The following is a 19,339-nucleotide window of genomic DNA, read 5'->3' as shown; positions in this document are numbered from 1 at the left end:
CAGAACAGGGCAGGGCAGGTCGGCTCAGCTCAGCTCAGGTCAGCTGGGACTGGATCTGCGAGGAGATCAGCTCCAGGTGGTCCAGGTCCCCCAGGTCCAGGACCTGGAGGTAGATCCGGGACGAGCCGATCGCCGCGTACCGGCCGATCTTGTCGACGACCTCGGCGGGCGAGCCGGCCAGCCCGTTGGCCTTCAGCTCCTCCACGTCCCGGCCGATGGCCGCCGCCCGCCGGGCCACCTCCGCGTCGTCCTTGCCCGTGCAGACGACCAGGGCGTTGGAGTACACCAGCTCGTCCGGATCCCGGCCGAACGCCTTGGCCGCCGCCCGGACCCGGCCGAACTGCTTCTCGCTGTCCTCCAGCGAGGCGAAGGGGATGTTGAACTCGTCCGCGTACTGAGCGGCCAGGCGCGGGGTACGGGTCGCGCCGTGACCGCCGATCAGGACGGGCACCTTGGCCTGGGCGGGCTTCGGCAGCGCGGGTGAGTCGGTGAGCTGGTAGTACGTGCCGTCGTAGCTGAAGGTCTTGCCGACCTCGGTCGCCCACAGGCCGGTGACGATGGCCAGCTGCTCCTCCAGCCGGCCGAACTTCTCCTTCGGGAACGGGATGCCGTAGGCCTTGTGCTCCTCCTCGAACCAGCCCGCGCCCAGCCCCAGTTCGACCCGGCCACCGGACATCCGGTCGACCTGGGCGACCTGAATGGCGAGCACACCCGGCAGCCGGAACGTGCCTGCCGTCATCAGCGTGCCGAGCCGGATCCGCTTGGTCTCGCGGGCGAGGCCGGCCAGCGTGATCCAGGCGTCGGTCGGTCCGGGCAGACCGTCGCCTGAGCCCATGCGGAGGTAGTGGTCCGAGCGGTAGAAGGCGTCGAAGCCGAGGTCCTCGGTGGCCTTGGCGACGGTGAGCAGGGTGTCGTAGTCGGCCCCTTGCTGGGGCTCGGTGAAGATGCGAAGATCCATGCCCCCCATCCTGCCCCTTCACCGGCGGGTCTTCCCTCAGCAGCGGGTCCTTCCCTCAGAGCCCCGTCGCCGACGCGGCGGGGCCGCGTATCCCGCCGTAGGGGCCGTCCCGCTCCCTCTCCCGCTCGGCCAGCCGTCTCAGCAGCCCGTGGACCCGGTCCAGCGACTCGTCGGCGGCGTCCATCGCCTCGATGCACTGCCAGTAGAGACCGTCCTCCCCCGTGTCGCAGGCCACCGAGACGAGCGCGATCCCGGCCTCGCCGAGCAGCAGCGCGAGCCCCGTCAGGGCCGCCCGCACATCGGTGATCCCGGAGAGCTGGGCCGCCCGCGTGCCCCGGGAGAGGACCGCCGGGTGGTCCGGGGCCGAGCAGCCGCCGCCGATCTCCCCCAGGGCCCGCGCCTCACCCCGTAACTCCATCGGGCCGTACAGCGCCAGCCGGCTGCCGACCGTCCGCGCGAGGGCCTGCGCCTGCCAGGCCTCCGCCATCACGTCCAGCGCACCCCGGCTCTCCGCCAGGGCCCGCCGCCCCGTCTCGATGAGTCGCTCCGCTTCCATGCCGTTCCCCCGTCCGTACGAAAACCCGGTCACCTCATTCATTACCCACAGTGAGGTAAATGGCACCGCCAGGCCAGAGGAAATCGGAAATCTGTGGACACCAAGTCGATTGTGGATAACTCGATCACTCCGAAGAGTGACGATCCTGGGGTTCCGGGGGGTTCGGCGCGGGGAAGCGCCGTTCATTCCGGTCCATCTTGGCCGCCAGCGCCTGCAGCGGGTCGATGCCCAGCACCTCGCAGAACTGGAGGAGATAGGCGAGGACGTCGGCGACCTCGTCGGCGACGCGGTGGGCCGCTTCGGGTTCGTCCATGATCCGCGCGGACTGCTCGGGCGTCAGCCACTGGAAGATCTCCACCAGTTCGGAGGCTTCGACGCTGAGGGCTGCCGCCAGGTTCTTCGGGGTGTGGTACTGCCCCCAGTCCCGCGCCGCCGCGAACGCGGCCAGCCGCCGCTGGAGTTCTGCCACATCGAGTTCTGTCACGGCCCCAGGTCTACCACCGCCCTCGGACATCGCCCTCGGACACCGCCCGCAGACCGCCCGCAGACCGCCCTGGACAGCCCCCGGACCGCCCCCGGACACCGCCGCCCCGGACGCCCCGAAGGGCGTCCGGAAAGGCGAGGTGGCACCGGGTTCCTACGCCTGGGTGAGGCCCGCAGGGGTGACCCCCTCGACCTCCATGCCCTCCGGCGCCAGCAGGAAGACGTTCCGGTCGACGCGGTGCATGCCGCTGCCGAGCCCGAACACCACACCGCTGCTGAAGTCCAGGATCCGCTTGGCCACATCGGTCTCCGCCGCCGTCAGGTCGAGCAGCACCGGCACCTGGGCGACCAGGTACTCCGCGACCTCGCGGGCGTCCGCGAAGACCTGCACCCGCAGCACGACCAGGCGCCGCTGTTCGGCCACCCGCTCGTCCGGGACCGTGCGGTGGTCGATCCGGGACGGCCACTCGTCGCGCCCGCGCAGGGGTACGACCTGGGCGAGCCCCTCCCACTGTTCGTCGGTGGCGTCATATCTGTCGTACCTGTCGTACCTGCTCACAGGGCCACCCCGTCGTCAAGCCGGTCGAATTCGCGCCGGCTGCGCTCACTGTTCATCGGGCAATCCTCTCGTCCCTCACCCGTTCGGCGTACCAACGACACGGCGAAGGGCCGGATCGGGTCGCTCACACCGTGACGGACCCTCACACCGTGATGACCTGCACCCCCGCCTCACCGAACCGGTCCCTCGCCTCGGACGTGATCTGTGCGTCGGTGACCAGCACGTCGACCATTCCGAGGTCGCAGACCCGGGCGAAGGCCCGCCTGCCGATCTTCGAGGAGTCGGCCGCGACCACCACCCGCTGCGCCCGCTCCGCGAGCAGCCGGTTGACGCTGGCCTCGCCCTCGTGGTGGACGTGGGCGCCGCGTTCGATGTCGATGGCGTTCACCCCGAGGACGGCCACGTCGAGCGTGATCTCGTTCATCACGCCGACGGCCAGCGGACCCGTCAGCTCGTACGACTGGGGCCTGGCCACCCCGCCCGTGACGACCATCTTGATCTGCGGCCGGATCGCCAGCTCGCTCGCGATGTTGAGCGCGTTGGTCACCACGGTGAGCGTCGGAGCCCCGCCCGCCACCGCCGTCTCGCCGACGATGTCGGGACGTACCGCCAGGGCACGGGCCACCTCCGTCACCGTCGTACCGCCGGTCAGACCGACGACCTCGCCGACGGCCACGAGTCCGGAGACCGCGCGGCCGATCGCCTGCTTCTGGGGGGCGTGGCGGCCGGTCTTGTAGCGCAGCGCCAGCTCGTAGGAGACCCCGTGCGCGACGGCCCCGCCCCTGGTGCGGGTGAGCAGGTGCTGTTCGGCGAGCTGGTCGAGGTCGCGGCGGATGGTCGCGGACGACACGGCGAGCGCCGCCGCCGCCTCCTCGACCTCCACCCGGCCGTGCTTGCCGACCAGCTCCAGCAGCGCGTCCCACCGGGCGTCCCTGGCCACGTGCGTCTCCTCAGCCCTCCGGTGCCGGACGCCACGCTTCCCGGGAACGCGGTCGCCGGTGGCCGGACCGCGGCAAGCCTCGCACAGGAGCCCGGCCGGTGGTGCCCGGCGGGGCTGAGGGATCATGGACAGGCAGGACGCGGCCTGCCCTCCCTCCGCGCACCCGAACCTCACCGCCGGAGACCCCCCATGCACCTCGCACCGTCAGCCGCCGCCGGGGAACCGCAGGGCGGCATCGCGGGCTGGGCCACCGACCTGGTCGAGGCGTTCGGGGGTCCCGGCGCGGGCCTGGCCATCGCTCTGGAGAACCTGTTCCCGCCGCTGCCCAGCGAGATCATCCTCCCGCTGACCGGGTTCGCCGCGTCGCAGGGCGTGCTCAGCCTGGCCTCCGCCCTGTTCTGGACGACGCTGGGCTCGGTCGTCGGAGCGGTGGCGCTGTACGGGCTCGGGGCCGTGTTCGGCCGGGAGCGGATGCACGCCCTGTGGGCCAGGATTCCGCTGGTCAAGCCCTCGGACCTGGTGCGTACGGAGGAGTGGTTCCTCCGGCACGGCACCAAGGCGGTCCTGCTGGGCCGTATGGTGCCGGTCTTCCGGAGCCTGATCTCCGTACCCGCGGGTGTGGAGCGCATGCCGCTGCCGCTGTTCGTCGGGCTGACGGCGGCGGGCAGCCTGGTGTGGAACACGGTGCTGGTGCTGGCCGGTTACTGGCTCGGCGACCGCTGGGACGTCGTGGGGACGTACATCGGCATCATGTCCAAGGTCGTGCTCGGGCTGGCCGTGCTGGCACTGACCTGTTACGTGGTGATGCGCGTCCGGGGCCGCGACGGCTCCCGGCGCCGCGAGTGAGGCGACGCCGGGAGCCGGGGGCGGGCGCTCAGGACTCCTCGAAGTAGGCGTCCAGGACGGCGTCCAGCTCGGCCGGCCACTCCTTGAGCTGTGCCCGGCTCTCCGCCTCGACCTCGGCGTTGAACCAGCGCGGGCCCGGCAGGTGCACGGTCACGGTGAACCGGCGGCCGAAGCGGGCCGGGGTCATCTCCACCGCCCCGATCTCGTCCCAGCCGAACTCGGCCTCCTGGTCGTCCAGCCGGAACGTGACGCCTTCCCCGGCCACCCGGATCGAGCCGCGACGGTCGCTGACCTCGAAGACCGGCCCCTCCCCGGCTTCCTTCGCTTCCGCTTCCGCTTCGGCGTCTTCGTCGGCTTCCGCGTCGGCCGGGGCGTCGGCATCGGCAGCCTCCGCACCCGCCGCTTCGGGCGCCGCGTCGAGCTCCGGATCCGTCTCCGGGTCCGTCTCCGGGCCTGCCTCCGATTCCGGTTCGGTCTTCCGGGGCCCGGCGGCTGCCGTCAGGCCGGGAAGGGGGATGAACGCCGGGTCGATGCCTGCGGCGAACTCGGGCTTCTTGTTCGAATCTATGCTCTGCTCCACGGCGGGCAGTATGGTCGACGAACCTGTACGTGACCAGTCGTCACCGTCTCCGGCACCGCGTTCCGGGCCTCCCCTTCGCGCCCCGCGACCGAACTCCCTTCTTTTGAACGGGAAAAAGCTCTGCCCACACACAGCAAAGTAAGGCTAGGCTCACCTAATCAAGACAGCCTGTCTGCGATGGGGCTGTGCAGCGGCATGCCTGGAGGAGGCGCGTGCGCATGGAACACGATGACGGTCCGCAGCGGGAGCCGGGACCGGAGCCGGACAGCGAAGAGGAACAGCCGGAACCGGACAGGAAGAAGGAGAAGCAGGAACAGGCGCGGGGGCGGGCCGCGCTCGCCGCGATGCTCGCGCCGGTCCGGGCCCGCACCCGTCTCGCCATGGGGCTCCAGATCGTCGGCGCGGCGGCCACCGTCGTCCCGTACATCGCCATCGCGGAGCTGGCCAAGGCGCTGCTCGCTCCCGGCCCCACCGACCCGGACGCGGTGCGTGCGGCCGTGCTGATCGCGGTGTTCGGGCTCTCCGTACGGGCGCTGTTCGGCGGGGTCGCCCTCGCGGTGACCCACTTCGCGGACGTGGCGCTCCAGGCGTCCCTGCGCCGCCGCATCGTGGAGCGGCTGGGGCGCGCGCCGCTCGGCTGGTTCACCGCCAACTCCTCGGCCACCGTCCGCAAGGCGGCCCAGAACGACGTCCACGACCTGCACTATCTGGTCGCCCACAGCGCGGTGGAGACCACGGCGGCGCTCACCGTGCCCGTCGTGGGGCTCGGCTATCTCTTCTGGCTGGACTGGCGGCTCGCCCTGCTGGCCCTGGCCACGCTGCCGGTCTACGCGGGGGCGTACGCGTACATGATGAAGGACTTCGGTCCGCAGATGAGCCGGCTCAACGCGGGGATCGCCGCGATCAACAAGGCCATCGTGGAGTTCGTCGCGGGCATCGGGGTGGTGAAGACCTTCGGCCGGGCGGGCGAGGCGCACGCGGGCTACCGGGAGGCGGCGACGCGGTTCGGCGAGCACTACAGCGGGTGGGTGCGGCCGATGCTGAAGCTGGAGGCGTACTCCTCGATGGCGGTCTCGCCGCCGGTGGTGCTGCTGGTGAACCTCGCGGGCGGGGTGTGGTTCGTGCACGCGGGCTGGGTCTCCCCCGTCGACGTGCTCACCGCCTCCATGGTCGCGCTCGTCATCCCCAGCGTGCTCGCCACGCTCGGCTTCGGGGCCCAGGCCCGGCGCGAGGCCACGGCGGCGGCGCAGCGGATCGCCGCCGTCCTGGAGACGCCCGTGCTGCCCGAGGCGGTCCATCCGCGTGTCCCCGAAGGGCACGAAGTGGTGCTGGAGGACGTGTCATTCAGTTACGACGGGAGTACCGACGTCCTCAAGGGGGTCGGCCTCCGTCTCACCCCCGGGACCGTCACCGCGCTGGTCGGGCCCTCCGGCTCCGGGAAGTCGACGCTGGCCTCGCTGGTGACCCGGTTCCACGACGTGACCGGCGGGCGTATCACGATCGGCGGCGCCGATGTGCGCGAGATCGCGTCCGAACGGCTCTACCGGCACATCGGCTTCGTCCTCCAGGACGTCCAGCTGCTGCGCACCAGCGTCCGCGACAACATCCGTCTCGCCCGGCCCGACGCGAGCGAGGAGGAGGTCCGCGAGGCCGCCCGCGCCGCGCAGATCGACCGGCGGATCGAGGCGCTGCCGCGCGGTTACGACTCCGTCGTGGGCGAGGACGCCGTCCTGTCCGGCGGTGAGGCGCAGCGGATCTCCATCGCGCGCGCCCTGCTCGCCGACGCCCCGGTCCTCGTCCTGGACGAGGCGACGGCCTTCGCGGACCCCGAGTCGGAGGCGGCCATCCAGGACGCCATCGCCCGGCTGGTCCGGGACCGGACCGTTCTGGTGATCGCGCACCGGCTCCCGACCATCGTCGAGGCCGACCAGATCGCCGTACTGCGCGACGGCCGGATCGTCGAGCGCGGCCGCCACCCCGAACTCCTCGCCGAGGACGGCCTCTACGCCCGGATGTGGGCCACGCACGAAAGGGCAGTCGTATGATCCGCGACCTCACCGCAATCCTGGGGGGCGCCCACCGCGCTGTCCTCTTCCGCTATCTCGCCGCCCTCTTCGCCTACGCGGTGGCCCAGGGGCTCTCCGTCGCCTTCCTGGTGCCGATCCTCGGCGACCTCCTGACCGGCGACACCGGGGGCGCGGCCCGCTGGACCGGGTGGCTGGCGGGGGCGGTCCTCGTCACGCTGGGCCTGCACTACGTGCAGGCGATGCTGGGCTTCGGGGTGGCGCTCGTCATCCTCACCACGCTCCACCACCGGCTGGGCGACCGTGTGGCGGCCCTGCCGCTGGGATGGTTCGACGGGACGACGGTGGGGCGGCTGACCCGGATGGGCACCAAGTCGGTGATGTCGATCGCCGGGAGCTGCGCCCATCTGCTGCAACCGCTGGTCACCGGGGTGGTGACCCCGGCCACGGTGGTCGTCGTGATGCTCTTCCTGGACTGGCGTCTGGGGCTCGCGGCCCTGGTGTGCTCGCCGCTGATCGTGTTCGCCGCCCGGGTCTCCGTACGGCTGCTGAACCGGATGGACGAGATCGACGACGCGGCCGGTGTGGAGGCCTCCGGCCGGGTGCTGGAGTTCGCCCGCAACCAGCCGGTGCTGCGCGCCTTCGGCCGGACCACGGACGGCTACGCGCCGCTGGAGGCCGCGCTGGAGAGACAGCGGGCGGCTTCCCGGAAGCAGGTGTGGATGTCGGTGCCGGGAATGCTGCTCGGCGGGTTCGCGGTGCAGCTGTGCTTCTCGGCGCTGATCGGTGTCGGGGCGTCGCTGGCGCTGCGCGGTGCGGTGGACCCGGTCGAACTGGTGGCGCTGCTGGCACTGGTGGCCCGGTTCGCCGGACCGCTGGCGGAGGTCGGGGAGCTCGCGGCGGTGGTGCGGACGACCCGCAACGACATGGGCCGGGTGCGGGCGGTGCTGGAGGAGCCGCCGCTGCCGGAGCCGGAGCGGTCGGCGCCGGTCGCGGTCCCGGGCGCGGTGGAGGTGGACGGGGTGCGGTTCGGCTACCCGGGCCGTGGAGGGTCCGGCGGCGTGGTCCTGGACGGTGTCTCGTTCACGGTCGCCCCGCGTACGGTGACGGCCCTGGTGGGGGCGTCCGGTTCGGGCAAGACCACGCTGACCCGGCTCATCGCCCGGTTCTTCGACGTGGACGCGGGGACGGTACGGGTCGGTGGCGTCGATGTACGCGACCAGTCCACGGCCGCGCTGATGGAGCAGCTCTCCCTGGTCTTCCAGGACGTCTACCTCTTCGACGACACCCTGATCGGCAACATCCGCGTCGGCAGGCCGGACGCGGACGAGCAGGAGGTGCTGGAGGCCGCCCGGCTCGCCGGGGTCGACGAGATCGTGGAACGGCTGCCCGACGGCTGGGAGACCCGGGTCGGGGAGGCGGGGGCCTCGCTCTCGGGCGGGGAGCGGCAGCGTGTCTCCATCGCGCGGGCGCTGCTGAAGGGCGCGCCGATCGTGCTGCTCGACGAGGCGACCGCCGCGCTGGACCCGGAGAACGAGGCGTACGTCCAGCGGTCGATGGACGCGCTGAGGGCGACGAGCACCCTGCTGGTCGTCGCCCATAGGCTGTCCACCGTGACCGGTGCCGATCAGATCGTCGTCCTGGACGAAGGGCGTGTGGCGGAGCGGGGGACCCATCAGGAGCTGATGGCCCTCGACGGGCACTATGCCCGCTTCTGGAACGAGCGCCACCGCGCGCTGGGCTGGCGGATCGCGACGGCGACCACTGCTGACACCACCGGCAGCGGCACCTCATGAAACAGACCCCCGGCCCAGGGCCCGGAGACCGTACGGGCGGCAGGCCCGGCAGGCGTCCTGGGCGGGCCCCTTCGCTGACCCGGGAAGCGGTGGCCGAAGCGGCGCTCGCCGAGGGCGTGGCGGTGTTCAGCATGCCGGGGGTCGCGGCCCGGCTGGGGGTCAGCCACTCGACGCTCTATCGCTATGTCGACAGTCGGGACGATCTGGTGCGCGCCGCGGTCGAACGGGCCGCGGTGCGCACCGGCTGGCCCCCGGCGGACCTGCCCTGGCGCGAGCTGCTGACCGCGTTCGCCGACGCGGTGTGGGCGGCCTGCGACGCGTTCCCGGGGCTGGCTGAGGTGCTGCTCACCACCCCGGCCGCGCCGCCCGTGATGGTCGACCGGCTGGGCGGGTACGGCGTGGCGCTGGTCGAGGCGGGGCTCTCCACCCGGGACGCGGCGGTCGCCGTGGACTTCGTCGGGGACCTGGTGCTGTCCTCGGCAGTGGCGATGCGGGGCCTGGACCGTACGGTGCCGGACGCGGCGGGCACCCCGCGCACGGCCCGGGAGCAGTACCGGGACGCCTGGGCGGACGCCCCGGCCGGGGCCCATCCGTTCGAGGCCGAGTTCGCCGCCGAGGAGACCTGGCACGGGCGCGGCTGGTTCGACGACAAGCTCGCGATCTTCCTGGACGGCCTGGCCACCCGGATCACCCCTGTAGTTACCGCGCAACCGCCTGTAGTTGCCGCGCGACCCCCTGTAGACCCCGCGCAACCACCTGAGGAGAACGCGTGAACCGTACGGTCCTGACCTTCGACTCCATAGCCCGCGGCCTCGCGGAGTACGGCGATCCGCACGGCCATCCGGTGGTGATGCACCACGGGTTGCTCGGGGACGCCGGGCTGCCCGCCGTCTGGGACACCCTGGCCCGGGACGCGGGCGTCCGGCTGATCGCGGTGGAGCGCCCCGGGTACGGCGCCTCCGACCCGGCCCCGATGACCGCCGTGGGCGACTGGACCGCGCACCTGCTGCCGGTGCTGGAGGCGTGCGGGGTGGACGCGTTCGACGTGCTGGGCCTCTCGGCGGGGGCGCCGTACGCGTACGCCCTCGCGGCCGCCCTGCCGGAGCGGGTGCGGCGGGTGTGGGTCCTCAGCGGGCTGCCGTACGTCCCCGACGACGCGGTCCGCCACCGCTACCCCGAGGAGGCCGAGCCCGTCTGGACGTTCTACCGCGAGGCCCCCGAGGACGAGGTGGTCGCGCGGTTCGCGGGGGCGGCACAGCGGATGGCGGAGGTGTTCGCCGACTCGCCCTGGGTCCTCGCCTCGCTGCCGGGACTGGCCGCCCACGGCTGGCGGGGTCCGGCCCGGGAGGTGCGGCTCCAGACCCGCCCGTGGGGGTTCGTGCCGGGCGAGGTGGCGCAGCCCGTACGGCTGTGGCACGCACCGGGGGACGAGGAGGTCCCGTTCCCGGCGGCGGAGGCGACCGCCGCGCTCCTCCCGGCGGCCCGGCTGACGGAGCAGGCCGCGCCGGACCACCTCCCGAGCGAGGAGACCTTGCGTCAGCTGTTCGCGGAGCTGAGGGAAGCGGGCCTTTAGAGCACGCCCCGGCGCCACTCCCGTATCAGCAGATAGCCGAGGTACGCGCCGCCGATCGCCATGGTGTAGATCCCCACCGGAAGGTCCTCGAAGAGCGGCAGCTGCTGGGCGCAGAGGTCGGCGGCGACCAGCAGCAACCCGCCCGTGAGGCCGGAGAGCAGCAGCTGGGGCCCCGATCCACGGGTGAGGCGCTTGGCGATCTGCGGGGCCGTCAGGGCGATGAAGGCGATGGGTCCGGAGACGCTGACGGCGGCGGCCGAGAGGGCGACGGCGAGGATGACGGCGAGGGTCTTGGCCTTCCTCGGTTCGGCGCCGAGCCCTTCGGAGATGTCGTCGCCCATCTCGCCGATGCCGAGGCGCCGGGAGATCAGCGCCGTCAGCGGGGCGGCGGCGAGCAGGACCAGCCAGATGGTGGTGGCGTCGGTCCAGGAGCGGGCGGTGAGGCTGCCGTTGACGTAGGCGGTGAGGACGGAGGCCTTGTCGCGTTCCAGGGCGTAGACGACGTACTGGGTGACGGCGGCGCCCATCGCGGCGACCCCGATACCGGCGATGACGAGCCGGGCGGGGTTGCGGAAGCCGGTGCCGGTGGAGACGTGGACGAGGGCCATCGCGGCGACCGCGCCGATGAGCGCGCCGAGGGCGACGGGGATGGTGTCGGGGAACATCAGCGCGCAGATCGCGGCGCCCGCACCGGCCCCGGCGGAGAGGCCGATGACGTCGGGGCTGCCGAGCGGGTTGCGGGTGACGGACTGGAACAGCGCGCCGGAGAGGCCGAGCGCGGCGCCGACCCCGATGGCGACGGTGAGGCGGGGGCCCCGCAGCCGGTTGAAGACGAAGCGGTCCTTGCCCTGGGCGTCCCCGAGGAGGGCTGCGGGCAGGTCGGCGAGGTCGAGGCCGAGGCGCCCCCAGGTGAGGGTGGCCACGGCGGCGGCCAGGAGGAGGACGAAGAGCCCGGCGCCCGCGAGGACGGAGGCGCGGCGCATCGGTACCGCCACGGTGCGGCCGACGACCAGGTAGCCCCGGGGGGCCTTGACCGGCTTGCGGACGGGGGCGGTGGGTTCGGTGGTGACGGTCATGTGGTGCCCCGCATCCTGCGTACGGCGATGAGCAGCGCGGGTGCGCCGATGAAGGCGGTGACGACGCCGACCATGAGTTCGGTGGGGCGCATGACGGTCCGGCCCACCACGTCCGCGAGGAGCAGCAGGGTGGGGCCCAGCAGCGCCGAGAAGAGGATCTGGACCCGGAAGTCGACGCCGACCAGGGCCCGTACGACATGGGGCACGGCGAGGCCGACGAAGGCGATCGGGCCGACGGCGGCGGTCGCGGCGGCGCTGAGCAGGGTGGCGGCGAGCAGCCCGCCGCCCCGGGTGCGGGCCGGGTTGGAGCCGAGGGCGACGGCGGTCGCGTCGCCGAGGGCCAGGGCGTTGAGGCCGGGGCCGAGGGCCAGAGCGAGGAGGAAGCCCACGGCGGCGAAGGGCAGCACGGACCAGAACACGTCGAAGTCCCGGCCGCCGAGCGCCCCCACGACCCAGTAGCGGTAGCTGTCGAAGACCTGCGGCTTGCTGAGCGTCACCGCCTGGATGAACGCCATCAGTACGGCGGTGAGCACGGCCCCGGCGAGCACCAGGCGCACCACGCTCGTCCCCGTACCGGCGGAGCCGATGACATGGACGAGCACTCCGGCGATCAGCGCTCCGGGCAGCGCCCACCACATGGTGTCGGTGGCCCCGGAGGCGCCGAGCCAGGCGGTCGCGGCGACGATGCTCGCGGAGGCGCCCGCGTTGATGCCGAGGAGGCCGGGTTCGGCCAGCGGGTTGCGGGAGACGCCCTGCATGAGGGTGCCCGCGACGGCGAGGCAGAGTCCGGCGAGGACACCGAGGACGGTGCGGGGGTAGCGGCTCTCGATGATGGTGGTGACGTTCTCGTCGGCGGTTCCGCCGAAGAGGCCGAGTACACCGAGAACATCGCCGAACGAGGTGGGGCGGCTGCCGAACATGACGCTCGCGCAGAGCGCGACCGCCAGCGCGGCGACCGCTGCGAGCAGGAGGAACGCCGTCCGAGCGGCGCCGGTACGGGAGGTACCGGCGCCGCTCGGCGGTGCGACCGTGGTGGTTGCCATGGGAGTGAAGTGTGTCTGATGACCTCGGCGGTTCGGATACCCGGCTGGGGTTACTTGCCGGCCTTCTCGACGGCCTCGTCGATGATCGGCAGGTAGCGCTCGATCGTCCACGGCACGGTCAGCGGGTTGATGATCGAGGAGGCGGTGACGAAGGAGTTGTCGTTGCTCGCGACGACGGCGCCCTTCTTGATCGCGGGGATCGCGCCGTACAGCTTCTGGCCCTCGATCTCCTTGCGGTTCTTCGCGTCCGTGTAGAACGTGAAGATCAGGTCGCTGTCCTTGAGCTTCTCGGCGTTCTCCAGGCCGATGAGCGCGGAGTCGGTGCCGGGGGTCTCCTTGAAGGTGTTGACGACCGGGTCGACCGTCAGGCCGAGCGAGGAGACCATCTTGACGCGCTGCTCCTCGGGCTTGAAGACGCCGAGGCTGCCGGGGCCGGTGTTGTAGACGTAGGAGAAGGTGACGTCCTTGTAGTTCGGCCGGGTGGCCGCGGCGTCACCGAGCTGCTTCTCGATGTCCGTCTTGAGGGCGTCGGTGTCCTTGGTCCGGCCCAGCGCCTTGCCGATGATGTCGATCTGCTGGTCCCAGTCGGTGCTCCATGCCTGGTCCGGGTAGGCGACCGTGGGGGCGATGTCCTTGAGGACGTCGTACTGCTTCTGCGTGATGCCCGACCAGGGGGCCAGGATGACATCCGGCTCCAGCTCGGTGATGGCCTCGAAGTCGATCTCCTCGCCGCCCGTGAACTGCTTGGGCAGCTTGTCGCCGGACTTCTTCACGGCTTCGTTGATCCACGGGAGGTAGCCGGACTTGTCGCTGCCCCACGGGTAGCTCTCGATGCCGACCGGGGTCTGGCCGAGGGCTATCGCGGTCTCGGCGGAACCCTGGCCGAGGGTGACGATGCGCTTCGGCTTCTCCTCGATCTTGGCGGTGCCGAGCGAGCTCTTGATCGAGACGGGGAAGGCGCCGTCGCTCTTGCCCGCGTCCTTCGCCGAGTCTTTGCCGCTGTCGCCGTCCGAGGAGCAGCCGGTCAGGACGACGGCGAGGGCGACGGCGGTGGCCGAAGCGGCAAGGGTGTGACGACGCACGCGGGTGAAGCCGAGCATGGTGTTCCTCATGGTTGGACGAGCGAGTGAGAGTTAGGCAAGCCTAAGCTAACGCACAGGGATGCCTGCAACAGGGGTGGGGCGGGCCCCCTCGGAGCCCCGCCCGCCGGGCCCTCTCAGCGCCCTGTCCGGCCAATCCTCCCGCCGTGCGGCTCCGAATCACTGGTGAGAGCCCGTCCGGACTCTCGTCGCACAGCAGGTGGGACCCATGACCCAGGCGCGAACACTGCTCACCCCCGATCTTCCGCCGCGCTTCGCGACGCCGGACCTCCCGGGGGCGTGGCCCCCGGCCGGACCGCCGCCGCCCCGCCCTCCCTCCGGTGCGGCGCCGGAAGCGGCCGGTCCCCGCCCGCCTCGTGCAGCGCCAGCCACACCCGGTCGCGGGTGAGCGGCAGTTCGGTGAACCTGATCCCCGTGGCATCGCGCAGCGCGTTGGCGAAGGCCGGGGCGACCGGGTTGAACGGGCTCTCGCTCATCGACTTGGCGCCCAGCGGGCCGATCGCGTCCGAGGTCTCCATGAAGTGCACCTCGGTGCGCGGCACATCGGCGTACTGCGGCAGCCGGTAGCGGCGGAACGCGGCCGTGGTCACCTCGCCGCGCTCGTCCAGCCGTACGTTCTCGAAGAGCGTGGCCCCGAGCGCCTGCGCCACCCCGCCCTCGACCTGGCCCCGGCACTGCATCGGGTTCATCACCTTGCCCGCGTCGGCGGCGTGCACGCTGCGCAGGATGCGGATCTCGCCCGTGCCCGGGTCCACCGCGAGCCGGAACCACTGGGCGTTGAACGCCACCGAACGCGGCGAACCGCCCCAGTGCCCGTCCGCCGACAGCTCCCGCCCGGCCGAACGGGCCGCCTGGTACAGCTCCTTGAGACTGACCACGCGTACGGCTCCCTCGCGTCCGGCACCTTCACGCACGGCCCCTTCACGCACAGCCCCTTCACGCACAGCCCCTTCACGCACAGCCCCTTCACGCACAGCCCCTTCGCGCCCGGCGCACTCCACCGCGTCCGCCGTCAGTCGGCACTCCCCCGGTGCCGACCCCAGGTGCTGTGCCGCGAAGTCCAGTATCTGTACGGCGAGTTCGTCGGCGGCCCGCATCACCGCCTTGCCCGCCACCACCGTCCCGGCCGAGGCGAAGGCGCCCGTGTCGTGCCGGACCACATCGGTGTCCGACTGCCGGATCGCGATCCGGTCGACGGTGGTGGAGAGAGCTCCGGCGGTGATCTGCTTGTGGACGGTCGTGGTGCCGTTGCCGAACTCGGCGGTGCCGACGGCGATGTCGTACGTGCCGTCCTGGAGCAACTTCACCGTGGCGTCGGCGAAATGGCCGCCGGGCGGGCCGGTGGCGATCATCGACATACCGGTGCCCTGGCCGACGAGCCACCCCTCCGGCACGTCGTCGCCGCCTGCGTCCCCGTACTCCTCGATCGCCTCCCGTACGACCTGGAGGCACTGGTCGAGACCGTAACTGGCGATCTCCAGGTCCTCCTCCTCGCCGCCGGGGCTGATCATGTGCTCGCCGGGGCCGATGATGTTCAACTCCCGGAAGACCAAAGGGTCGACGCCCGTGCGCCGGGCCAGTTCGTCCATCACCGATTCGACCGCGAAGACGACCTGGCCCAGGCCGTAGCCCCGGAAGGCGCCCGCCGGGACGGAGTTGGTGTAGACGGAGAAGGCGTTCACCTTCTTGTGCGGGGCGCGGTAGACGGCCATGGACTCGCCGACGCTGTGGAACATGACGGCCGGGCCGTGGTTGCCGTACGCCCCGGTGTTCGCCACCACCCGCACCTGGAGCGCGGTCAGCGTGCCGTCCGACCGGGCGCCCGCCCGGACCCCGATGGTGAAGGGGTGGCGGGTGGTCGCCCCGTAGAACTGCTCGGCGCGGGTGTACTCCAGCTTCACCGGGCGCCGCAGCCGCATCACGGCGAGCGCCACGATGTCCTCGACGATCATCTCCTGCTTTCCGCCGAAGCCGCCGCCGACCCGGCCCGCCAACACCCGTACCTGCTTCAACTCCAGCCCGAACAGGGCGCACAGGGCCCGCCGGGTGAGAAAGGGGGTCTGGGTGCTGGAGCGCACGGTGAGCCGTTCCCCGCCGTCCTCCCCGCTCTCGTACCAGGCGACCGCGCCGTGCGTCTCCAGGCTTGCGTGCTGGACCCGTTGGGTGCGGAAGGTCTCCTCGTACACGACGTCGGCCTCCGCGAACCCCTCCTCCACCGAGCCGATCTCGCCGTGGACTTCACCGACCACGTTGTTCTCGGGGCGGGCGATGCGCGACTCGGGACCCTTGTCGTGGATGACCGGAGCGCCGGGGGCCATCGCCTCCTCCGGGTCGGTGACGTACGGGAGTTGCTCGTACGTCACCTCGATGCGGCGGCACCCCTCCTCGGCCGCCGCCTCGCTCTCCGCGACCACGGCGGCGACGCGCTGGCCGATGTAGCGGACGGTGTCGTCGAGCAGCCGGGTGTCATCGGGGTCCTCGGTCGGGTGCTCGTGGCGGGCGGTGGAGTAGAGCCGTTCCGGGGCGTCGCGGTGGGTGAGGACCAGGTGGACGCCGGGGACGCGCAGGGCGGCGGCCGTGTCGATGGCGAGGATGCGGGCGTGCGGGTGCGGGGAGCGCAGGAGCTTCATATGGAGGAGGCCGGGGACGTCGATGTCGAAGGTGTAGCGCGCGGTGCCGGTCACCACCTGCGGCCCGGCCGGGGCGCCCAGGTTCCGGCCGACGGCCCGCCCGGCGTCCGGCTCCTCGGTGTGCCGTACGCCGCGCACCGCGTCCTCGATGGCCCGGTAGCCGGTGCAGCGGCAGATGTTGCCCTTGAACGCCCTGGGCAGGTCGGCCAGTTGCTCCTCGTCCAGGGTGGCCGTCGTCATCAGGTATCCGGCGGTGCAGAAGCCGCACTGGAATCCCTGCGCTTCGAGGAACTGCCGCTGTACGGGGTGGAGTTCACCGTCCTCGCCGGCCAAGCCCTCCACCGTGGTGACGCGGCGCCCCTCGGCCCGTACGGCGGGGTAGAGGCAGCTGTGCACCGGCTCCCCGTCGACGTGCACGGTGCACGCTCCGCAATCCCCCGCGTCACAGCCCTTCTTGACGCCGAACCAGCCGCGCTCGCGGAGGTAGGTGCGCAGGCACTGACCGGCGCGCGGCTCGTCCTCGAAGGGCCGGCCGTTGATGTGGATCCCGTAGCTCATACCGTCTCCCCCGAGGTCAGTTCACGGCGGATCTCCTCCGCGAGGCGGAGGGCCATGTGCCGCCGCCACACGGGCAGTCCGTGGATGTCGTCGAACCAGTCGTCGGCGCCGACCGCGGAGTCGATGGCGGCGTGCAGCGCGTCCCGGTCCGGCGGCAGCGGGAACCAGAAGCGGAAGGGCCGGACCGTCGCCGCGCTCACCGTCACGGCCAGCGAACCGTCCACCGGATCCAGGGCCCCGATGACCAGGACCCCCGAGCGCCCGAGCCCGTACAGGGACGCCTGCCGGAACGCCGTACGGGAGGCGAGGGCGCGGGCGGGCAGGGTGACCGAGCGCAGCAACTCCCCCTCGCCCAGGTCTTTTCGGCCCGCGCCGAGGACGAAGTCCGCCACCTTCACCCGGCGCAGCGAGCCGTCCTGGGCGCGGAGCAGACAGGTGCCGTCCAGCGCGGCGGTGAGCGAGATCATCGGCCCGGCGGGCAGGGCGTTGCAGAGGTTGCCGCCGACGGTCGCCATGTTCCAGATCTTGAACGAGGCGAGGAAGGCCCGGCAGCACTGCTCGACGAGCGGGGCCGCCCGCACATCGCAGGCTTTCCCGAACCGGGAGAGCTGCGCGATCGTGCAGGTGGCCGCGGTCTCCACCGATCCGTCCGGCAGCTTCCGCACCGGCTCCCAGCCCATCCGGCTCAGGTCCACCAGCCGACGCAGGTGCGGCTGTGGTTCGGAGAAGAGGTAGGTGCCCCCGCCGAGCCAGGCATCGCCCGGCTGCCAGGGAGCGCGGGCGCGGGCGTCCCGCACTTCGAGCACCGTGTTGAGGTCCATGGCGCACAGTGAAGCGCCCGGGAGGGGGCCCGCACGACTGGTTCACCGTACGGAAATACACCAGGCCCAAGCCGTAACACTGGAGGATCAACCAAGAGGTGTTTTCTCCCTCTGGCCTGGCATTTACGATGCAGTAACTCGCATTGGCCTGGTGAATGCGAGATGACGGGCATGGTGCCCGGCAGCCCCTGAAGGGCCTAGGAGACCGCCCATGCACGTCGAAGACCTCCTCCGGCTGGAGTCCCTGGACCTGACCCTGCTCTGGGGCGGCCCGCCGCTCCTGGCCCGGGAGATCAGCGGGGTCACCGCGACCGATCTGGAGGACCCGGGGCGGTTCCTCCAGCGCGGCGAGATCGCGCTCAGCGGGCTGGTGTGGTGGAGCGCGGCGGACGAGGAGGCGACGGCGGACCGGTTCGTCGCGGCCCTGCGCGAGGCCGGGGCGGCGGCGCTGCTGGCGGGCGAGGAGACGCACGGGACGGTGCCGGAGGTGCTGGTGGACGCGTGCCGCCGCCATGGCATCGCGCTGCTCTCGGTGCCGGTGCACACCTCGTTCCGGGCCATCACCGACACCGTGTACCTGCGGCAGTGGGGGGACCTCAGCAGGCGGCCCGCCGCCTCCTACGCGCTGCCGGAGAACGTCCGGGACGAGCTCAGCCGGCTCCTCGCGGACGGCGCGGACCCGGACACGCTGCTCACCCGTGCGACCGGTCATCTGGGGACCCCGCCCTGTTACGTGCTCAGTGCCACCGGCCGGACCGTCGCCCGCACTCCGGCCGCCCGGCCGGCTGAAGGCCGCACTGCGCGTGGAGCCGGACGCGTCCCCGTACAGCCAGTGGTTTCTGCATCTGCCCGGGGCGGTGGACGTCCCGCCGCGCATGCTGCACGAGATAGCCGAGGTGTTCGCGCAGTACCGGCAGGGGGTGCGGCGCCGCGAGGCCGCCGCACGCGGTCCGGCCGCCGCACTCCTGGCCCTCGTCGACACCCCGGGCTCCGGCCCCGCCCCGCTCCCGGCGGCCCTGCGCGCCTGCGGGCTCCCGGACCGGGGCCCGTACACGGTGGTCGCGGTCCGGGTGGGGGAGGAGGGCGAGGCGGCGGGTCCCGAGGCGCATTCCGAGGCTCTGGAGGAGGTGCTGCGGCACCTGCCGGGCCACCGGTTCGCGACGGCCCGCCTGGTGGAGGGCGGGGCGGCGGCGGTGATCGCCACGGATCCCGGCTCCCCGGACAGCGTGGCCGCCGCCCTCAAGGACCTCTGGCCCACGCTGCACGCCTGCGACGAAGCCGCCCTCCCGTACGGCGGCATCAGCGCTCCGGCCACCACCCCGGACGGGCTCAACGGCGCGCTGGTGCAGGCCCGTTACGCACGGACGGCCGCCGGAAGGTCAGGGCGTGCGAACCTCACCGCGATCGAGGAGCTCACCACCCTGGACGCCCTGCTCGCGGGCATCCCCGACGACGTACGGACGGCCTTCGGCATCCACGCGCTCGGCCCGCTCGCCGACACCACGAACCCCTCCCACCGCATGCTTCTGGAGACCCTCGACACCTTCCTCAGGCACAACGGCTCCTGGGCGCGGACGGCCGAGGCCCTGCATCTGCACGTCAACACCGTGCACTACCGCATCCAGCGCGTCGAGATGCCCACCGGCCGCGACCTGGCCCGCCTCGACCACAAGCTGGACCTGAAGGCGGCGCTGCTCTGCCGCTAGGGCCTGTCGTCAAACTGCCGTCGTCGCCCGAAGGGCGGCCGCGCGGCGCATGGTGCGTGCGATCGCAAGGCGCCGGAATGGTCTCGTAGC

General features: G+C 72.2%; 17 protein-coding genes and 1 pseudogene. 7 read left to right on the top strand and 11 right to left on the bottom strand.

Features of this window, described 5'->3' with window-relative positions:
* Nucleotides 1–34 precede the first annotated feature (34 nt).
* The 5 genes from ACFW9Z_RS27445 to ACFW9Z_RS27425 all read right to left on the bottom strand — a co-directional run bounded on the left by ACFW9Z_RS27445 (nucleotide 35) and on the right by ACFW9Z_RS27425 (nucleotide 3,496).
* The gene (locus ACFW9Z_RS27445; protein WP_384645243.1) at nucleotides 35–958 is read right to left on the bottom strand and encodes an LLM class F420-dependent oxidoreductase; all 924 of its coding nucleotides are present in this window, start codon (nucleotides 956–958) and stop codon (nucleotides 35–37) included.
* 55 nt (nucleotides 959–1,013) lie between these two features.
* Nucleotides 1,014–1,514 (bottom strand): DUF6099 family protein, encoded by a 501-nt coding sequence (locus ACFW9Z_RS27440; protein ID WP_384645242.1) that lies wholly within the window; start codon nucleotides 1,512–1,514, stop codon nucleotides 1,014–1,016.
* A 124-nt stretch (nucleotides 1,515–1,638) separates the two neighbouring features.
* Nucleotides 1,639–1,998, bottom strand: coding sequence for a nucleotide pyrophosphohydrolase (locus ACFW9Z_RS27435; RefSeq protein ID WP_384645241.1), 360 nt, complete (start codon nucleotides 1,996–1,998; stop codon nucleotides 1,639–1,641).
* Between the two features lie 153 nt (nucleotides 1,999–2,151).
* Nucleotides 2,152–2,556: a cell division protein SepF gene (locus tag ACFW9Z_RS27430; RefSeq protein ID WP_384645240.1), complete on the bottom strand. Its 405-nt coding sequence runs from the start codon at nucleotides 2,554–2,556 to the stop codon at nucleotides 2,152–2,154.
* A 142-nt stretch (nucleotides 2,557–2,698) separates the two neighbouring features.
* Nucleotides 2,699–3,496, bottom strand: coding sequence for a DeoR/GlpR family DNA-binding transcription regulator (locus tag ACFW9Z_RS27425; protein ID WP_384645239.1), 798 nt, complete (start codon nucleotides 3,494–3,496; stop codon nucleotides 2,699–2,701).
* A gap of 189 nt (nucleotides 3,497–3,685) precedes the next feature.
* Here ACFW9Z_RS27425 and ACFW9Z_RS27420 point away from each other — a divergent pair, with 189 nt between their 5' ends.
* Nucleotides 3,686–4,342, top strand: a complete 657-nt coding sequence (locus ACFW9Z_RS27420) for a DedA family protein (protein ID WP_384645238.1) — start codon at nucleotides 3,686–3,688, stop codon at nucleotides 4,340–4,342.
* Between the two features lie 28 nt (nucleotides 4,343–4,370).
* Here the strand turns inward: ACFW9Z_RS27420 and ACFW9Z_RS27415 are convergent, their stop codons facing one another.
* Nucleotides 4,371–4,922, bottom strand: coding sequence for a hypothetical protein (locus ACFW9Z_RS27415; protein WP_384645237.1), 552 nt, complete (start codon nucleotides 4,920–4,922; stop codon nucleotides 4,371–4,373).
* Nucleotides 4,923–5,140: 218 nt separating this feature from the next.
* On the opposite strand from ACFW9Z_RS27415, the gene ACFW9Z_RS27410 reads away from it, so the two are divergent.
* From ACFW9Z_RS27410 to ACFW9Z_RS27395, 4 genes are all read left to right on the top strand, one after another.
* Complete coding sequence (locus ACFW9Z_RS27410; protein ID WP_384645236.1) at nucleotides 5,141–6,967, top strand: ABC transporter ATP-binding protein; 1,827 nt, start codon at nucleotides 5,141–5,143, stop codon at nucleotides 6,965–6,967.
* Nucleotides 6,964–8,742, top strand: coding sequence for an ABC transporter ATP-binding protein (locus ACFW9Z_RS27405; protein WP_384645235.1), 1,779 nt, complete (start codon nucleotides 6,964–6,966; stop codon nucleotides 8,740–8,742). The genes ACFW9Z_RS27410 and ACFW9Z_RS27405 overlap by 4 nt, the downstream gene beginning before the upstream one ends.
* A gap of 89 nt (nucleotides 8,743–8,831) precedes the next feature.
* The gene (locus tag ACFW9Z_RS27400) at nucleotides 8,832–9,515 is read left to right on the top strand and encodes a TetR/AcrR family transcriptional regulator (protein WP_384645234.1); all 684 of its coding nucleotides are present in this window, start codon (nucleotides 8,832–8,834) and stop codon (nucleotides 9,513–9,515) included.
* Nucleotides 9,512–10,315 carry an alpha/beta fold hydrolase gene (locus ACFW9Z_RS27395; protein ID WP_384645233.1) on the top strand — a complete coding sequence of 268 codons (804 nt, stop codon included), beginning with the start codon at nucleotides 9,512–9,514 and terminating at the stop codon, nucleotides 10,313–10,315. Before ACFW9Z_RS27400 ends, ACFW9Z_RS27395 begins: the two co-directional genes overlap by 4 nt.
* Here ACFW9Z_RS27395 and ACFW9Z_RS27390 read toward each other — a convergent pair.
* From ACFW9Z_RS27390 to ACFW9Z_RS27370, 5 genes are all read right to left on the bottom strand, one after another.
* Complete coding sequence (locus tag ACFW9Z_RS27390) at nucleotides 10,312–11,391, bottom strand: FecCD family ABC transporter permease (RefSeq protein ID WP_384645232.1); 1,080 nt, start codon at nucleotides 11,389–11,391, stop codon at nucleotides 10,312–10,314. The genes ACFW9Z_RS27395 and ACFW9Z_RS27390 overlap by 4 nt on opposite strands.
* The gene (locus ACFW9Z_RS27385; protein ID WP_384645231.1) at nucleotides 11,388–12,434 is read right to left on the bottom strand and encodes a FecCD family ABC transporter permease; all 1,047 of its coding nucleotides are present in this window, start codon (nucleotides 12,432–12,434) and stop codon (nucleotides 11,388–11,390) included. Before ACFW9Z_RS27385 ends, ACFW9Z_RS27390 begins: the two co-directional genes overlap by 4 nt.
* Nucleotides 12,435–12,484: 50 nt before the next feature.
* A complete protein-coding gene (locus ACFW9Z_RS27380; protein WP_384645329.1) occupies nucleotides 12,485–13,534 on the bottom strand; it encodes an iron-siderophore ABC transporter substrate-binding protein in 1,050 nt (349 codons plus the stop codon).
* 230 nt (nucleotides 13,535–13,764) lie between these two features.
* A complete protein-coding gene (locus ACFW9Z_RS27375) occupies nucleotides 13,765–16,722 on the bottom strand; it encodes a molybdopterin-dependent oxidoreductase (protein WP_384645230.1) in 2,958 nt (985 codons plus the stop codon).
* Nucleotides 16,719–17,543: an FAD binding domain-containing protein gene (locus ACFW9Z_RS27370; RefSeq protein WP_384645229.1), complete on the bottom strand. Its 825-nt coding sequence runs from the start codon at nucleotides 17,541–17,543 to the stop codon at nucleotides 16,719–16,721. Before ACFW9Z_RS27370 ends, ACFW9Z_RS27375 begins: the two co-directional genes overlap by 4 nt.
* Nucleotides 17,544–17,754: 211 nt before the next feature.
* Between ACFW9Z_RS27370 and ACFW9Z_RS27365 the strand changes: the two are divergent.
* A pseudogene (locus tag ACFW9Z_RS27365) lies at nucleotides 17,755–18,057 on the top strand (PucR family transcriptional regulator ligand-binding domain-containing protein); the annotation flags it as partial.
* Nucleotides 18,058–18,346: 289 nt separating this feature from the next.
* The gene (locus tag ACFW9Z_RS27360) at nucleotides 18,347–19,249 is read left to right on the top strand and encodes a PucR family transcriptional regulator (protein ID WP_384645228.1); all 903 of its coding nucleotides are present in this window, start codon (nucleotides 18,347–18,349) and stop codon (nucleotides 19,247–19,249) included.
* Nucleotides 19,250–19,339 lie beyond the last annotated feature (90 nt).

The sequence above is a fragment of the Streptomyces sp. NPDC059452 genome, from assembly GCF_042750035.1.
In the GTDB taxonomy this organism is placed as follows: domain Bacteria; phylum Actinomycetota; class Actinomycetes; order Streptomycetales; family Streptomycetaceae; genus Streptomyces.
This window is presented reverse-complemented; position numbering and strand designations above follow the sequence as displayed.